Origin of the sequence: Streptomyces coeruleorubidus (assembly GCF_008705135.1) — a bacterium.
GTDB lineage: Bacteria > Actinomycetota > Actinomycetes > Streptomycetales > Streptomycetaceae > Streptomyces > Streptomyces coeruleofuscus.
The window spans coordinates 6,488,405-6,504,718 of record NZ_CP023694.1 but is presented as its reverse complement, the minus strand read 5'-3'; the positions used below and the strand labels follow the sequence as shown (position 1 = coordinate 6,504,718).

Annotated in this window: 13 protein-coding genes and 2 riboswitches; of the genes, 7 read left to right on the top strand and 6 right to left on the bottom strand. The window is 71.2% G+C overall.

The genetic code is table 11. The features are described from left to right. Positions 1-75 precede the first annotated feature (75 nt). From CP976_RS30185 to CP976_RS30165, 5 genes are all read right to left on the bottom strand, one after another. Positions 76-1,830 (bottom strand): ABC transporter substrate-binding protein, encoded by a 1,755-nt coding sequence (locus tag CP976_RS30185; protein ID WP_190146987.1) that lies wholly within the window; start codon positions 1,828-1,830, stop codon positions 76-78. 68 nt (positions 1,831-1,898) lie between these two features. Beyond that, entirely contained in the window at positions 1,899-2,897 is a 999-nt protein-coding gene (locus CP976_RS30180) for an ABC transporter permease (protein ID WP_150483156.1), read from the bottom strand. A 385-nt stretch (positions 2,898-3,282) separates the two neighbouring features. Further along, positions 3,283-4,083: an enhanced serine sensitivity protein SseB C-terminal domain-containing protein gene (locus CP976_RS30175; protein ID WP_150483155.1), complete on the bottom strand. Its 801-nt coding sequence runs from the start codon at positions 4,081-4,083 to the stop codon at positions 3,283-3,285. 156 nt (positions 4,084-4,239) lie between these two features. Next, complete coding sequence (locus CP976_RS30170; protein WP_150483154.1) at positions 4,240-5,022, bottom strand: enhanced serine sensitivity protein SseB; 783 nt, start codon at positions 5,020-5,022, stop codon at positions 4,240-4,242. 67 nt (positions 5,023-5,089) lie between these two features. Continuing rightward, positions 5,090-5,758: an AAA family ATPase gene (locus CP976_RS30165; protein WP_150483153.1), complete on the bottom strand. Its 669-nt coding sequence runs from the start codon at positions 5,756-5,758 to the stop codon at positions 5,090-5,092. A 182-nt stretch (positions 5,759-5,940) separates the two neighbouring features. Then, a riboswitch (glycine riboswitch) is annotated at positions 5,941-6,040 on the top strand. Then, a riboswitch (glycine riboswitch) is annotated at positions 6,041-6,142 on the top strand. Positions 6,143-6,217: 75 nt separating this feature from the next. Between CP976_RS30165 and gcvT the strand changes: the two genes are divergently transcribed. From gcvT to CP976_RS30145, 4 genes are all read left to right on the top strand, one after another. Continuing rightward, positions 6,218-7,339, top strand: coding sequence for a glycine cleavage system aminomethyltransferase GcvT (gene gcvT, locus CP976_RS30160; RefSeq protein WP_150483152.1), 1,122 nt, complete (start codon positions 6,218-6,220; stop codon positions 7,337-7,339). Between the two features lie 105 nt (positions 7,340-7,444). Beyond that, complete coding sequence (gene gcvH / locus CP976_RS30155) at positions 7,445-7,822, top strand: glycine cleavage system protein GcvH (RefSeq protein ID WP_059422730.1); 378 nt, start codon at positions 7,445-7,447, stop codon at positions 7,820-7,822. Between the two features lie 14 nt (positions 7,823-7,836). Then, positions 7,837-9,099, top strand: a complete 1,263-nt coding sequence (gene glyA / locus CP976_RS30150; protein ID WP_150483151.1) for a serine hydroxymethyltransferase — start codon at positions 7,837-7,839, stop codon at positions 9,097-9,099. Between the two features lie 83 nt (positions 9,100-9,182). Continuing rightward, positions 9,183-10,550 (top strand): L-serine ammonia-lyase, encoded by a 1,368-nt coding sequence (locus CP976_RS30145; RefSeq protein WP_150483150.1) that lies wholly within the window; start codon positions 9,183-9,185, stop codon positions 10,548-10,550. Positions 10,551-10,695: 145 nt separating this feature from the next. Here the strand turns inward: CP976_RS30145 and CP976_RS30140 are convergent, their stop codons facing one another. Further along, positions 10,696-11,913: an ATP-grasp domain-containing protein gene (locus CP976_RS30140; protein WP_150483149.1), complete on the bottom strand. Its 1,218-nt coding sequence runs from the start codon at positions 11,911-11,913 to the stop codon at positions 10,696-10,698. 111 nt (positions 11,914-12,024) lie between these two features. Between CP976_RS30140 and CP976_RS30135 the strand changes: the two genes are divergently transcribed. The 3 genes from CP976_RS30135 to CP976_RS30125 all read left to right on the top strand — a co-directional run bounded on the left by CP976_RS30135 (position 12,025) and on the right by CP976_RS30125 (position 16,115). Next, the gene (locus CP976_RS30135; RefSeq protein ID WP_150483148.1) at positions 12,025-14,217 is read left to right on the top strand and encodes an McrB family protein; all 2,193 of its coding nucleotides are present in this window, start codon (positions 12,025-12,027) and stop codon (positions 14,215-14,217) included. Further along, entirely contained in the window at positions 14,214-15,473 is a 1,260-nt protein-coding gene (locus CP976_RS30130; protein WP_150483147.1) for an McrC family protein, read from the top strand. The genes CP976_RS30135 and CP976_RS30130 overlap by 4 nt, the downstream gene beginning before the upstream one ends. Before the next feature lie 84 nt (positions 15,474-15,557). Beyond that, the gene (locus tag CP976_RS30125; protein ID WP_150483146.1) at positions 15,558-16,115 is read left to right on the top strand and encodes a GH25 family lysozyme; all 558 of its coding nucleotides are present in this window, start codon (positions 15,558-15,560) and stop codon (positions 16,113-16,115) included. The last annotated feature ends 199 nt before the right edge of the window (positions 16,116-16,314 follow it).

Genomic DNA, 16,314 nt, shown 5'->3' with positions numbered 1-16,314 from the left:
CGGCGCCGGCGCCCGCGGGGGGTGAAACCCACGGGCGCCAATGCCTTCACCTGCCTTCCAGGGCTGCTCTTCGCGCTACTTCTTCGTCGTACCGAGGTTGAGGGCGTCGTACTGACCGCTCCAGGCGGCCGAGGAGACCACGTTGGTGGCGTTCGGCGAGCGGTACAGCAAGACCTTGAAGTAGGTCAGCGGCACGATGACGGCCTCGTCCATCGTCTTCTTGTCGACCTCGGCGTAGGCGGCGTTGCGCGCCGACTCCTCGGGGTTCTGGATGGCCTCGTCGAGCAGCTTGTTGACCTCGGCGTTGTCGAACGACGAGAGGTTCGTGTTGCCGGAGGTGCTGATGGCCTTGCCGTTGAGGATCTGGTTCAGGAAGCCGTAGCCGGTCGGCCAGTCGGCGCCCCACTGCATCATCATGATGCCGATCTTCTGCTTCTTGGCGAAGGCGGGGACACCGGCGTAGTCCGTGAAGTACTTGCCGGACGGGTACTGCTTCATCTCGGCGTTGATGCCGACCTTCTTCAGCGAGTCGATGATCGCCGTGGCGGCGTCGACCTCCTGCTGACGGTCGCTGCGCGCGGAGATGTAGGTCTTGAAGCCCTTCTCCTGGCCACAGGCCTTCAGGTGCCCCTTGGCCTTGGTGGCGTCACCCTTGTTGCCCTGGGTGGCGTAGGAGTCGAACTTCTGGTAGCCGATCACGTCCGGCGGCAGGACCGTGGAGGCGATGTCACCGCGGACCGGGCCGCCCTGTGCGGTCTGCACGGCCACCTTGTCGATGGCGTACTGCACGGCCTTGCGGCACTCGACGTTGTCGAACGGCTTGACCGTGGTGTTCAGCGCCGCGTAGACGAGACGGCCACCGTAGGTGTTGTCGGTGTTGGCCTTCTTGTCCTTGTTGTTGAGCAGCTGGGCCTGGGTCTGCGTGTCCACGCCGCGGCCCGCGAGGTCGACGGTGGTGGTGCCGGCCATCAGGTCCTTGTCGATCGTGGCCTGGTTGACCTTCAGGTTGACCACGATCTTGTCCGGGTACTGCTTGCGCAGCGGGTCGGTCTTGGCGTCCCACTCGGGGTTGCGCACCAGGGTGACCGACTTGCCCTCCTCGTAGCTCTGGAACTTGTACGAGCCGGAGGAGACGATCTTCTTGGTGTAGTCGACGCCGGTGTCCTTGGCCTTCGGCACCGGAGCCGTCTGCGGGGCCGTGACCAGGTAGTCGAAGTCCGTGAACGGCTGCTTGAGCTTGAAGGTGATCGTGTGCTTGTCCGGCGTCTCGATCGACGCCAGGCCCTTGTCGCTCTTGTCCTTGTACGGGCCCTTGTACTTGTCGCCGCCGTCCAGGAACTGGGCGAAGTAGTTCGGGCCGAGGGAGAGCACGTCACGGGCGAAGTTCGAGCGCTCCACCGCGTACTTGACGTCCGCCGAGGTGACCTCGGTGCCGTCCTCGTACTTCACGCCCTGACGGAGCTTGTACGTCCAGGTCTTGCCGCCGTCGGACGACTTGCCCTTGGACTCCGCGAGGTCCGGGACGATCTCGTTGCCCTTCTCACCGGGAGCCGGCTTGAAGGTGAGCAGCGGACGCGCGTAGAGACGGCTGAAGTTGTACATGTACGCGTAGTACGTGTTGCCCGGGTCGAACGAGTCCGGGACGTCGGACATCGCGTAGGTGACCGTGCCGCCCTTCTCCGTCGAGGTGTTCACGACCGACTTCGTGGCGGCGTCGGCGGTGGCCTTGCTGCCGCCGTCGTCGCCGTTGTCGTCGGCCTTGCTGCAGCCCGCCAGCACGAGGCTGGCACTGCTGATGGCCGCGGCGACGGCAATTGCTGACCTTCGCATGATGGTCGGATTCCCCTTCTGAAGTTGAACACTTGGGCTGGACGCGGCACCGGCCGCGACCGCAGACGTCAGCGGCTGCGGGGGTCGAGAGCGTCCCGGAGGCCGTCACCGAGGAGGTTGAAGGCCAGTACGGTGATGAAGATGGCGAGACCGGGGACGAGCATGTACTGCGGATCGACCTCGAAGAAGTCGACGGCCTGGTTGAGCATGCCGCCCCACGACGCCTGCGGCGGCTGGATGCCCACGCCGAGGAAGCTGAGGGACGCTTCGAAGAGGATGTTGGTCGGGATCAGCAGCGTCGAGTAGACGATGATCGGCGCGACCAGGTTCGGCAGCAGCTCCTTGAAGAGGATGTACGGCCCGGAAGCGCCCATCCCCCGGGAGGCGTCGACGAACTCCCGCTCGCGCAGCGCCAGCGTCTGGCCGCGGACGATGCGGCCCATGTAGGGCCAGTTGAAGAAGCCGATGACGAAGATCAGCACGAGGATGTGCAGCGGGAGGCCCTCGAGCCCGAAGGCGCCGCCCTGGAGCGTCGCCGAGATGGCGATGGCGAAGAGCAGCAGCGGGAAGGCCAGGAAGGTGTCCATGAGCCGGCTGATGACCGCGTCGACGCGCCCGCCGTAGTAGCCCGCGATCAGGCCGAGCACGGTGCCGATCACATTGGACAGCACCGTCGCTCCGAAGGCGACGACGAGGGAGACCCAGGAGCCCTCCAGGATGCGGGCGAGGATGTCGCGCCCGAACTTCGGCTCCACACCGAGCGGATGGTCCCAGCTCATGCCGCCGAAGCCGCCCTTGGGGAGCGTGGTGTTGGGGTCGATGAGGTCCTGGTGGAAGGCGTTGGGGTCGAGGCCCAGCAGCGACTGCAGCGGGCGGGACAGGGCGGCCGTCAGGATGAGCAGCACGACCACGACGCCGCCGGCCACCGCCACCTTGTCGCGCTTGAAGCGGGTCCAGGCGATCTGCCCGAGGGACCGGCCCTCGATGTTCTGGGACTTCACACCCGCCAGCACGGCCTCCGGCTGGGCCTCGGCCTGCGATCCGGTGGTCTCGATCGGTGCCGTCACAAGTGCCCTGCCCCTTCTCGCCGGTGGTCACCGGCCCCCTTGCCCACCGTTGTCGGCGGCTTGATCCACTTTGGCTATGGCGTGGCGTCCGCAGATGGTACGGCCACCGTCAGGCCGATCCTTCGCTTGGTATCGCTCACAGGATCGACGGCCTCGCGCCTGAGAGGCGAGTCTTCAACGCGCTCACGATCACACGCCAGGCCTGGTGGAGAAAGTATGCGCAACCGTGATGCCGACTGGGGGATTCCGTTATCCGGACACGCGGGCACGTGGTCCGGACGATATGGCGTTGAAACCTGCGCATTGCGGGCAAAGCACCTGACACCCGCGAGCCGGCCGACCGGCGCGGCAACGGCCGGTGCGGCGACGGCCGGCGCGGTCCGGGTCAGTACCTGCCCTGGGCCGGGGGGAAGCCGTAGCCGGAGGCCGGGGCCTGGACGGGGGCCGTGGCGTGGGCCTCACGGTCGTAGAAGGGGCGGGCGCTCGTGCGCAGCCACATGGCGACCGGGTCGTGTTCGTCGGACATGGCGACGGTGGAGACGGGCAGCCCGTCCGGTACGGCCCCGAGGGACTGCTGCATCATCGCGCGCACGGAATCCACGGCCGGCGGGGAGGTGTCGTACACATCCAGTCCGATGGCGAGATACGGCGCGCCCAGCGCGGGCTGCACCCAGGCCCGGCGCAGCGAACGGACGGCCGGCGTGCGGTGGGCGTTCTGCGCGAGCAGGGCGTAGAACTGCGGGATCTCGATGGCCGGTTCGGACAGCCGCAGCGGGCCGGCGGGCTGGCGGTCCAGGCCCGTGGCGATCCGGCGCAGGTCCAGCCAGGGGATGCCGACGCCGCCGCCGGGGGCGTGCGGGTTGAGCCAGAGGCCGTAGTGGTCGGGGTAGAGGGCGCGGGCGACGTCGACTCCGTCGACCACCTCGTACGAGCGGTTCCAGCCGCTGGCCGAGAGTTCCTGGGCGGAGGTCACACAGGGGGCGTAGCCGTAGCCGTCGACCTCCATGTTCCCGTACTGGGCGTCGGGGGAGCCCGCCTGGCCGTGCCAGAGGAGCATCCAGATCTGGCCGGAGTGCGGGGTCGCGAGCGCGCGCAGGAGTGCCTCGTAGGCGTCGTAACGCCCGGGCGTGACCTGGCGCAGCATGTGCTCGACCTGTCCGGCCGCGGCCGTGCCGCTCGCGCTCACCTTTACCGCCCCTTCGTACAACGCCTCGACCGTGACCTAGCTTAAGCCCGCCCGCCGACTCGGGACTTGCCTCGTCCTGCGGGTGCGGGTCCGGCCGGGGCCGGTGGCGTGGCTCACTCCTGTGAGCGTGTGCCGGTGAACCCTGTGAAAGATCTGCTAGTGAACCCTTTGGTAGAACGGTCGCACTCGCTCCCGCATCCACGCGCCCACCGGGTCCTCCGCCACGTCCAGGAGGACCAGGTTGACCGGCCACGGGGCCGGGGACCTGGTCACGGCCCGGGACAGGGCGTCCAAGGGGAGGGCCCGCAGGTCGCCTTCCCACTGGGAGAGTTCGACGCCCACGAACATCACCGGGTCTGCGGTCTCGATCGCGGCGAGGCAGCGGCGGGCGGTGACGACGACGCCGATCGCCTCGAACTCTGCGGAGGCGGCGGCGAGGAAGTCCACCGGGTCGTCCTGCCAGTCGGGCTCGAAGAGGCGGACCCGGCCGCCGCTCGCGGGGCCGTCCAGGGGCGTCCGGCCGGCCCGGCAGAGCTCGGCCACGGCGGGCGGCGGAAGCGGTATGCCGACCACGCCGCCCGGGTTGACGGCTATCCCGGCGTGCGGCGGCAGGCCGCGGGCGAACTCCACGGCGGGCGCGATGGTGTACGACATGTGGGAGCCGACGACCTGGCGGAACTGCTCCTCGGAGCTGAACACCGGTACGTACGCCTGGCCCTCGATCTCGATGCCGGGCAGGTCGAGGGGACCGCTCTGCGGTCCGCCGCCGCTCGGCAGGGGAACCCAGACGAAACTCCGGCCGAGCACCTCGACGATCCGCCCGCCGGCCGACGGTCCGGCGCCGAGGGAGGCCGAGAGCACCTCCTCCAGTTCGTTGCCTGGCCATCCGCCGTGCGGGTGGGTCTGCGTGTGCGCCGGGAAGTCCGCCGGGAAGTCCATCTGCCTACCGCCTGCCTGGAACCACTGCTGTGGCTCAAAAGGCTAGCGTCTCGCCGGCCGCCTGCGGTCAGCCCGTGAAGGCGATCCGGCGCAGGGTGTCCGCCGCGTCCCGGTCCAGGAGGATCGCCGAGCCGCAGCCCGCGGGCAGTTCGCCCCGCTCCACGGCGTGCAGCAGGCGGGTGGTCGCCGCGCGGTGGCGCAGGAACGCGTACCGCGAGACACCGCGGCCGCGGTCGCGCTGGCCGGCCAGGGCCTCCTCGGGGGTGACGTCGAGCGTGAGCAGATGCAGGGCGCCGCCCCGGTGGCGGGCCTCGCGGGCCAGCCAGCGGCGGACCCAGGCCTGGGTGCCGCAGTCGTGCACGACGACGCCCTCGCCGGTGCGCAGGGCGCGGCGCAGCCCGGCGTAGTGGGCGAGGCGGACGAGCGGGCGGTAGACCGCGTACGGCAGGAAGCGCGGCATGCGGCCGTCCCAGCGGTCGCGGGTGTCCTGCGAGTCGATGCGCCGGCCGGGCACGGTGCGCCGCATCAGCGTGGACTTGCCGCTGCCGGGCAGACCCGTGACCACGACGAGGTCGCGGGGGCCGAAGAGCAGCGCGTGCGGGCTGCGGCCGGCGCGCTCGCGCAGATCGCGGACGACCGGCACCGGCAGCGGGCCGCAGGCCGCCCGTGCCGGAGCGGCCGGCTGCTCGGGCAGCGCGACGCCCGATGTCGTGGCGTACGCGGTGGTCCTGTTCACCGTGATCGTCCTCCCCTGGGGCCAGGTATGGAGTCCCATCCCCGCTGAGTGTAAAGAGAAGGTAATGCCCGATGTCTCTGTTTTTAGTCCTCTTCCTGCAACAGGCCTGCTACAGGGTGGTGCCCCTGCCACCCCGCGACGATGCGTGCAATGATGTGCGCGCCAACTGCATACCGGCCGTTTGAATCCGCGCGGGAGAGTTCCCAGCACCGCTGACGCTGGGGCGCCGAAGGAGCAAGTCCCTCCCTTGAATCTCTCAGGCCCCGTTACCGCGCGGGCGAGGCACATCTGAAAAGCGGGCCGCCGTCCTCGGTGGTCCCACCCAAGGTGCAAGCCATGTCCTTCATGGCGAACCTCTCAGGTTCCGATGACAGATGGGGAGGAACGACCTCGCCCTCCCCCACGCTCGAACGAGCTCGCGCGGGAGGTACCCCCATTGCCCTGGGAGACGACCGACCGATGAGCAGTACAGGAGAACTCCGCCACACCGCGCTCGATGCCCTGCATCGTTCGCTCGGCGCGACGATGACCGACTTCGCCGGCTGGGACATGCCCCTGCGCTACGGCTCCGAGCGCGACGAGCACAACGCCGTGCGCACGAAGGCCGGGCTGTTCGACCTCTCCCACATGGGGGAGATCACCGTCACCGGTCCGCAGGCCGCCGCCCTCCTCGACTACGCCCTGGTGGGCAACATCGGGGGCGTGAAGCCGGGCCGCGCCCGCTACACCATGATCTGCCGGGCCGACGGCGGCATCCTCGACGACCTGATCGTCTACCGGCTGGGCGAGACCGAGTACATGGTCGTCGCCAACGCCTCCAACGCCCAGGTCGTGCTGGACGCCCTGGCGGAACGTTCCGCGGGCTTCGACGCCGAGGTGCGCGACGACCGGGACGCCTACGCGCTGATCGCCGTGCAGGGGCCTCAGTCCCCGGGGATCCTGAGGTCCCTCACCGACGCCGACCTGGACGGCCTGAAGTACTACGCCGGTCTGCCGGGCACGGTCGCGGGCGTCCCGGCCCTGATCGCCCGCACCGGCTACACCGGCGAGGACGGCTTCGAGCTGTTCGTGAAGCCGGAGCACGCGGTCGAGCTGTGGCAGGCCCTGACCAAGGCGGGCGAGGGCGCCGGACTGGTCCCCTGCGGGCTGTCCTGCCGCGACACGCTGCGCCTGGAGGCGGGCATGCCGCTGTACGGGCACGAGCTGAGCACCTCCCTGACGCCCTTCGACGCCGGTCTCGGCCGGGTCGTGAAGTTCGAGAAGGACGGCGAATTCGTGGGGCGCGAGGCCCTGCGGGAGGCCGCCGCCCGCGCCGAGCAGAACCCGCCGCGCGTGCTGGTCGGGCTCGTCGCCGAGGGCCGCCGGGTCCCGCGCGCCGGGTACGCGGTCGTGGCCGGCGGCGAGGTGATCGGCGAGGTCACCTCCGGCGCCCCCTCCCCCACCCTCGGCAAGCCGATCGCGATGGCGTACGTCGACGCCGCGCACGCCGCGCCCGGTACGCCCGGCGTGGGCGTGGACATCCGGGGCAGCCACGAGCCGTACGAGGTCGTGGCGCTGCCGTTCTACAAGCGGCAGAAGTAGACACTGGCCCGGGGCCGCGGCGAGCGTCCCCCGTGGTCCGTCGTTCCAGCTCACCAGCAGTCCCCCCGTCAACAGCACTCCCGCGCGTACAGGAGAATCCAGGCCATGAGCAACCCCCAGCAGCTTCGTTACAGCAAGGAGCACGAGTGGCTGTCGGCCGCCGAGGACGGCGTCGCGACGGTCGGCATCACGGAGCACGCGGCCAACGCGCTCGGCGACGTGGTCTTCGTCCAGCTCCCCGAGGTCGGTGACTCCGTGTCCGCGGGCGAGACCTGCGGCGAGCTGGAGTCGACCAAGTCGGTGTCCGACCTCTACTCCCCCGTCTCCGGTGAGGTCACCGAGGTCAACGAGGACGTCGTGAACGACCCGTCGCTGGTGAACTCGGCCCCCTTCGAGGGCGGCTGGCTGTTCAAGGTGCGGGTCACGGACGAGCCGGGCGACCTGCTCTCCGCCGACGAGTACACCGCGTTCTCCGCCGGCTGAGGAGTCGTAGCCGTATGTCCGTCCTGAACACACCCCTGCACGAGCTCGACCCGGCCGTGGCCGCCGCGGTCGACGCCGAGCTGCACCGCCAGCAGTCCACGCTCGAGATGATCGCCTCGGAGAACTTCGCGCCGGTCGCGGTCATGGAGGCGCAGGGCTCGGTCCTCACCAACAAGTACGCCGAGGGCTACCCGGGCCGCCGCTACTACGGCGGCTGCGAGCACGTCGACGTGGTCGAGCAGATCGCGATCGACCGGGTCAAGGAGCTGTTCGGCGCCGAGCACGCCAACGTGCAGCCGCACTCGGGCGCCCAGGCCAACGCCGCCGCGATGTTCGCGCTGCTCAAGCCGGGCGACACCATCATGGGTCTGAACCTCGCGCACGGCGGGCACCTGACCCACGGCATGAAGATCAACTTCTCCGGCAAGCTCTACGACGTCGTCGCCTACCACGTCGGCGACGACGGCCGGGTCGACATGGCCGAGGTAGAGCGGCTGGCCAAGGAGTCCAAGCCGAAGCTGATCGTCGCGGGCTGGTCGGCCTACCCGCGGCAGCTTGACTTCGCCGCCTTCCGCCGGATCGCGGACGAGGTCGGCGCGTACCTGATGGTCGACATGGCCCACTTCGCCGGGCTCGTCGCGGCCGGGCTGCACCCGAACCCGGTGCCGCACGCGCACGTGGTGACCACGACCACCCACAAGACGCTGGGCGGCCCGCGCGGCGGTGTGATCCTCTCCACGGCCGAACTGGCCAAGAAGATCAACTCCGCCGTCTTCCCCGGTCAGCAGGGCGGTCCGCTGGAGCATGTGATCGCGGCCAAGGCGGTCGCCTTCAAGGTCGCGGCCTCGGAGGACTTCAAGGAGCGCCAGCGCCGTACGCTGGAGGGTGCCCGCATCCTGGCCGAGCGTCTGGTGAAGGACGACGTCCGGGCCGTGGGCGTGGACGTCCTGTCCGGCGGCACGGACGTGCACCTGGTCCTGGTCGACCTGCGCCACTCGGAGCTGGACGGACAGCAGGCCGAGGACCGCCTCCACGAGGTGGGCATCACGGTCAACCGGAACGCGATCCCGAACGACCCGCGTCCGCCGATGGTGACGTCCGGTCTGCGGATCGGCACACCGGCCCTGGCCACGCGCGGGTTCCGGGCGGAGGACTTCGCGGAGGTCGCGGACGTCATCGCCGAGGCGCTGAAGCCGTCGTACGACGCGGAGGCCCTCAAGGCCCGGGTGAAGGCCCTGGCCGACAAGCACCCGCTGTACGCGGGTCTGAACACATAACGAAGAAACCTTTCGGGCGCCGTGCGGCCACAAGCGGCGCGGCGCCCACCCCCTCTGCACCACCCCCGTAGTCAGGAGTTCCCGTGGCCATCTCGGTCTTCGACCTGTTCTCGATCGGCATCGGCCCGTCCAGCTCCCACACCGTCGGCCCGATGCGGGCGGCCCGGATGTTCGCCCGGCGGCTGCGCAACGAGGAGCTGCTGGCCCCGGCCGCGAAGGTCCGCGCGGAGCTCTACGGCTCGCTCGGCGCCACCGGCCACGGCCACGGCACGCCCAAGGCGGTGCTGCTCGGCCTGGAGGGCGACTCGCCCCGCACGGTGGACGTGGAGACGGCCGACGCACGGGTGGAGGCGATCAGGACCGGTGGCCGGCTCAACCTGCTGGGCGAGCAGGAGATCGCGTTCTCCTACGACGACGACATGGTCCTGCACCGCCGCAAGGCCCTGCCGTACCACGCCAACGGCATGACCCTGTGGGCGTACGACGCCTCGGGCGCGGAGCTGCTGTCGAAGACGTACTACTCGGTGGGCGGCGGCTTCGTCGTCGACGAGGACGCGGTGGGCGCGGACCGCATTAAGCTCGACGACACCGTGCTGAAGTACCCCTTCCGCACGGGCGACGAGCTGCTGCGCATGGCCGGGGAGACGGGCCTGTCGATCTCCGCTCTGATGCTGGAGAACGAGCGGGCCTGGCGCACCGAGGAGGAGATCCGCGCCGGCCTGCTGGAGATCTGGCGGGTGATGGAGGCGTGCGTGGCGCGCGGCATGTCCCGCGAGGGCATCCTGCCGGGCGGTCTGAAGGTGCGCCGCCGGGCCGCGAACACCGCCCGCAAGCTGCGCTCCGAGGGCGACCCGAAGGCCCTCGCCATGGAGTGGATCACGCTCTACGCGATGGCGGTCAACGAGGAGAACGCCGCCGGGGGCCGGGTCGTCACCGCCCCCACCAACGGCGCGGCCGGCATCATCCCGGCGGTCCTGCACTACTACATGAACTTCGTGCCCGGCGCCGACGAGGACGGAGTCGTCCGCTTCCTCCTCGCCGCCGGGGCCATCGGCATGCTCTTCAAGGAGAACGCCTCCATCTCCGGCGCCGAGGTCGGCTGCCAGGGCGAGGTCGGCTCGGCCTGCTCGATGGCGGCGGGCGCGCTGGCCGAGGTGCTCGGCGGCTCCCCGGAGCAGGTCGAGAACGCCGCCGAGATCGGCATGGAACACAACCTCGGACTGACCTGCGACCCCGTGGGCGGCCTGGTGCAGATCCCGTGCATCGAACGCAACGGCATGGCCGCGGTGAAGGCCGTCACGGCCGCCCGCATGGCCATGCGCGGCGACGGTTCCCACAAGGTGTCCCTGGACAAGGTCATCAAGACGATGAAGGACACCGGCGCGGACATGTCGGTGAAGTACAAGGAGACGGCACGGGGCGGGCTGGCGGTCAACATCATCGAGTGCTGACGGCCCGCGTGGCGCCGGGCGGCGGCCGCCGTGGTCGCGGCGGTCCTGGCGGTCTGGGCGTCCCGGCGGAAGGCGCTGACGCGCCGCCCCTGCCGGTGAGGCGCGTCAGCTCGTCGAAGGCGGGGCGCAGGCGCGGGGCCTGCGGTCACCTGGCCGCCTCGCGGACCTCCGCGACGGCCGCGGGCAGGTCGGCCGGGTCCTCGGTGACGACGACCGCCACGACCGTGTCCGTGCCGGGCCAGTCCTCGGCGAGGACGACCCGCGGGCGGGCGAGCGCGGCCACCGCCACATCGCCCGCCGGGCGCCCGTCCTTGGGCAGCAGCACCATGGCCGCGCCACGGCTGGGCTCGGGGGTCTCGCCGGGCAGCTCCCCGTCGGTGAGCAGGGCGAGCAGCGCCTCGTACGGCCGGACGGCCCCCTGGTGCGCGTACGGGATGAGGTGGGAGTTGATCAGGTCGCCGCCGAGCCGTCCGCCGACCTCCAGGACGACGGGGCCCGCGGAGCCGAACCGCAGGTCGACGTGGAACCCTCCGGTCCCGAGGCCGACGGCGAGCACGGCCTGCTCGGCGGCCCGCATCAGGTCCTTGACCTGCGTGTCCGTCAGGGCGGAGGGGACCGCCGTGGCCCACGACGGGGACAAGGGCCCGTCGACGCTCTTGTCGGTGACACCGAGGATCCGCACCGTGCCGTCGGAGACGACACCCGAGACGGAGTGCTCGGAGCCGTCGACGTACTCCTCGACGAGGAAGTCGCCGGTCCTTGAGTAGTTGGCGGCCGTGAGCGCGAACACCTCGTCCAGGCCGGTGTCCTGGGTGATCAGCGCCATGCCGCGGCCGCCGGAGCAGTGGGCGGGCTTGAACACCAGGGGACGGCCCGTGGTGCCGAGCTCCGACGCGACGGCCCGCAGGTCGTCGAGCGTCCGGCCCGCCCGCCAGGGCGGGTTGAGCCCGTACGGCTCCATGGCCCGGCGCTGGGCGGCCTTGTCGGTGGTGACGGCCGCGGCGTCGGTACCGATGCCGCGCACCCCGAACCGCTCGGCGAGCAGCGCGGTGAGGCCGACGTACTTGTCGCCCCAGCAGACGACAGCGACGGGGGCCTGGTCCGGGGCTGCCTCGGCGGCCTGCTCCGCGAGCGAGGAGCCGCGGTCGAAGGAGCCGAGCCGGTGGCCGGGCAGCCCGGTGTGGGAGACGTCGGCGTCGGACGCGACGTGGACGCTCAGTCCCCGTGCTGCGGCGGCGCCGAGTTCGGCGCGCCATTCCAGGGGGGAGCGCCGCAGGCCGAGGTAGAGCACGGTGCCCCTCCCGGCCTCGCCGCCGTCGTCCGCTGCCGTCGGGGTCACCGCGGGGGTGTGTGCTGTCGTCATCTGGTCGGACACCGTTCTCGTTCGCCGTCGTGGCCCTTGCGCCTCCCTTGGAGGCCTCCGTGCCGCTGTCCGCCTAGTCTGGGCCATTCGAGCACCAGGGGGTGGGGCGAAATGGCGAGGCGGCCGGAAAGCACCGATGTCGTGGCGGCGGTGCGGCGGGTCTTCCGTGAGGGACTGCTGAGCGGGACGTCCGCGTTCGCGCGGGAGTTGCCGGCCTGGAGCGGGGCGACGGCCTCCGATCTGCGGGTCCGGTTCGTGGACCAGCCGGACGAGTCCTCGGACACCTTCCTGGTCAAGCTGCGGCGCCAGCTCGACGGCGCCCCGGACGCGACGGTGGTCCTCGCCGCCGAGTTGCTGTTCGTGAACATGGCACCGCTGGTGCCCGAGCAGATCGGGCTGGCCAAGAAGCGCCAGATCCTGGGCGAGGTGCTGTCCTGGGCCGATCGCCCGGTGGCCGTCCCGGCGGATCTGGAGCCGGGTCTGAAGGGCTTCCTGCACGGCGGCCAGGGCTTCCTGAACTACCGGTGGGCGCAGTTCCAGATCCTGGTCCTGCTGGTGGAGCGGCTCGCCGCGCTCCCCGAAGCCGAGCGGGAGGCGCTGCTGGACGACCCCTGGCGGTTCCGCGAGGAGTGCCTGGACGTCCAGCGGTCCGTCGGGCACAAGAAGGGCCGGGCGCAGATCCACGTCCTGCTGCACCTGCTCTTCCCGGAGACGTACCAGCCGATCGCCAGCGCCTACCACAAGCAGGAGATCGTCAAGGCCTTCGCGGACGAACTCCCCGAGCCCACCGGCGACGACGACCGCGATCTGCTGGAACTGTGCCGGACGCTGGAGGAACAGACCGGGCAAGCGGTCGACTTCTACGACGAGCCGTGGGTGGGCCGGTGGCGCAGGGGCGCCGTCGAACACGAGCAGCGCGGCTGGCTGGTGCGCGGGTACAACGTGGACGGGCGCAACTTCATCCCGGACTGGCTGCGGCGCGGCTACTGCTCGATGGCCTGGCGGGAGATCCCGGAGATCCCCGCCGGCTCCGCCAAGCAGGACGTGCAGCGGGCCGTCGCCGAGGCGATGCCGGAGTCGAGCGCCCAGTTGCGCGGGCAGGCCGCGTACCAGCTGCACGCCTTTCTCACCGTCATGCAGCCGGGCGACCTGGTCGTCACCGTCACTCCGGACGAGGTGCACGTCGGAACCGTCCAGGGCCCGGCCGCGTACGACGCCTCGGAGGGCCCGGACAACGCCCGGCGCCGACCGGTGCGCTGGGCCACCGCCGAGCGGCCGCTCGTCCGCGCGGAGCTGCCCGAGCGTGTGCAGGCCCGGCTGCCCCTGCCGCCGACGCTCTACGACATCAGCAGCGTCGCGGCCGAACTCGCCGAGCGGGCGGGGCTGGAGGACGTGGTCGCCGAGGAGCTCGTCGACGTCGACGTCACCAAGGCGCTGGAACTGCCGCCGGTCACCGAGGAGCTGGCCGCGCGGCTGCTGATGCCGCTGGAGTGGCTGCGCGAGACGGCCGAACAGCTCCAGGAGCAGGGGCAGCTCGTCTTCCACGGCCCGCCCGGCACCGGGAAGACCTACCTCGCCCGCGCCCTCGCCCGGCATCTCGCCGGCCCCGACCGGGTGGAGCTGGTGCAGTTCCACCCCTCGTACACCTACGAGGACTTCTTCGAGGGGTTCCGTCCCGTCCGGGGCGAGGGCGGCTCGGTGGTGTTCGACGTCGTGCCCGGGCCGTTCCGGCTGCTCGCCGAGCGTGCCGCGAAGGACCCGGCCAATCCGTACGTCCTGATCGTCGACGAGATCAACCGGGCCAACCTGGCGAAGGTCTTCGGCGAGCTGTACTTCCTGCTGGAGTACCGCGAGGAGCCCGTCACCACCCAGTACAGCCCGCACGCCCCGTTCACCCTGCCGGACAACCTGTTCCTCATCGGCACGATGAACACCGCCGACCGCTCGATCGCCCTCGTCGACGCGGCGATGCGCCGGCGCTTCGCCTTCCGCCGCCTCTCCCCCGAGAAGCCGCCGGTCCAGGGCCTGCTGGACCGCTGGCTGCGTGAGCGCGGACTGCCGGACACCGCGGCCCGGCTGCTGGACGAGCTCAACGCCCGGCTCGGCGACGCCGACCGGGCGATCGGGCCGTCGTACCTGATGAAGCCCGCCGCGGCCCGGGCGGAGGGACTCGACCTCGTCTGGCGCACCCAGATCCTGCCCCTGCTGGAGGACCAGCTCTACGGCACCGGTGTCGACGTGGAGGAGGAGTACGGCCTGCCCGCCCTGCGGGCGGCGCTCGGGCAGGACCCGGAGGAGGGGTGACCGTCCCCCGCCCCGCCGGCCCCGGCCCGACCGGCCTCGACGTCACCGTGCGGGAGACCGGCCCCGGCACCGTGCGGGAGCTGACCGGCGACCAGATCGCCGGTCTGCTCTCCGTGCCGGAGCTGGTCCGGCTCACCCCGGCGGCGGGCGGACGCTGGCGTCTGAGGGGGAACCAGAAGGTCGGCCTGGTGCGGCTGCGCACGCCGTCCGGCGGAGCCGTCGAGCTGCGCCTGCGTCCCAAACTCCCGGTCCGCGACCTGATGTTCCTGCTCTCCTACTCCCCCGGCGACCCCTGGCGGCCCGAGCCGGTCACCGCCGCCGAGTCGGACGAACTGCTGCCCGCCGTCGCCGACCTGCTCGCCCGCACCGCCCGCCGCACGCTCGACGCGGGAGTGCTGCACGGCTACCGCACGGTCGAGGAGGACCTGCCCCTGATCCGCGGCCGGATCCGCACGGCGGACCAGTTGCGCCGCGTCGGCCTGCCGCTGCCGGTCGCCGTGCGCTACGACGACCACACCCCGGACATCGCCGAGAACCGCGTCCTGCTCACGGCCCTGAACCTGGCCGCCCGGCTCCCCGGAGTCCCCCGGCGCACGGCCCTGACCCTGCGCCACCTCGCCGGCCACCTCACGGGCGTCCGCCCCCTCCACCCCGGCGCGCCCCTGCCCCGCTGGACGCCGAACCGCCTCAACTCCCGCTACACGCGGGTCCTGCGGCTGGCCGAACTGGTGCTGTCCGCCCGCTCCGTCCAGCCGGCCGGCGGGACACCCACCGCGGCGGACGGCTTCCTGCTCGACATGCCGGACGTCTTCGAACGGTTCCTCACCGTGGCGCTCGGCGACGTCCTCGCCCGCCAGGGGATCCGGTGCGCCGGCCAGGAGGGACACCACCGCCTGGACGAGGCCCGCAGGGTGCGTCTGCGTCCGGACATCGTGCTGTACCGGGCGGGCCGCCCCGTCTCCGTCGTCGACGCGAAGTACGTCTTCCTCGACAGGCCCGCCCCCTCCACCGACCACCTCGGCCAGCTGCTGGGCTACTGCACCGCGCTCGGCCTGCCGCACGGCCACCTCGTCTACGCCGCCACCTCCCAGGACGGCCCGGCCGACCACGTCATCCGCCGCTCCGGCATCACGGTCACGGCCCACGCCCTGGACCTCGCCCGCCCACCGGCCGAACTCCTCGCGTCCGTCGCCCAGCTGGCCGCCCGGATCACCGCCACGGCGGCCGGCATTCACCCCGCGCCCGACTTAAGTTGACATTTCCACGTCGGCCCGCAGCAGGCCGTGCCATGGTGGGTAGGCATCAACTCCCCTCCCCCACCAGCGCTTCAGGGAGCCCCCATGCTGCGCGGCATCGACGTGAGCGCCTACCAGTCCTCCTCCTACGACACCGACGGCCTCTCCTTCGTCTTCGTCAAGGCGACCGAGGGGCGTTCCTACGTCAACCCCAGACTCGCCGCCCAGACGAAGCGGGGCCGCGACGCCGGTCTGGTCGTCGGCTTCTACCACTTCCTGTGGCCCGGCAACCTCACCGCCCAGGCCGAGTACTTCGTCTCCAAGGCCCCGGACCGGCCGGGCGACATCCTCGCCGTCGACTGGGAGACGACCAGCGACGGGACGCACGCGAGCAACGCGCAGAAGGACCTGTTCATCCGGAAGCTGAAGGACCTCCGGCCGAACAACCAAGTCATTCTGTACGCGAACAGGCATTTTTGGCTGACCATCGACAAAACGTCCTACGCGGGCGACGGCCTGTGGATCGCCGACTACGTCAGTGCCGGGAAGCCGCGCATCAAGGCCAAATGGCGATTCCACCAGTACACCGACGATCCGCTGGACAAGAACGTGGCCGACTTCGAGAGCAGGGCGGCGCTGCGGAGGTGGGCCGAGGACGCCTGAGGGCCCGGTGTCCTAGGGCGTGTCCGTAAAGTCCCGTCGTCCGCCCGGAGGGCGGGCCCCGCGGCGTCCGGTGCGTGCTCTGGGGGTACCCCCGGCCGAAGGCTGGGGGAGTGCCGGGCGGACGCCCGCGCACTGGTTGTACGCGGGTGTTCGACCGGTGCGGCGAGAGTGCGTGCCGGGCGTCGCGGGGCAGGCGGGA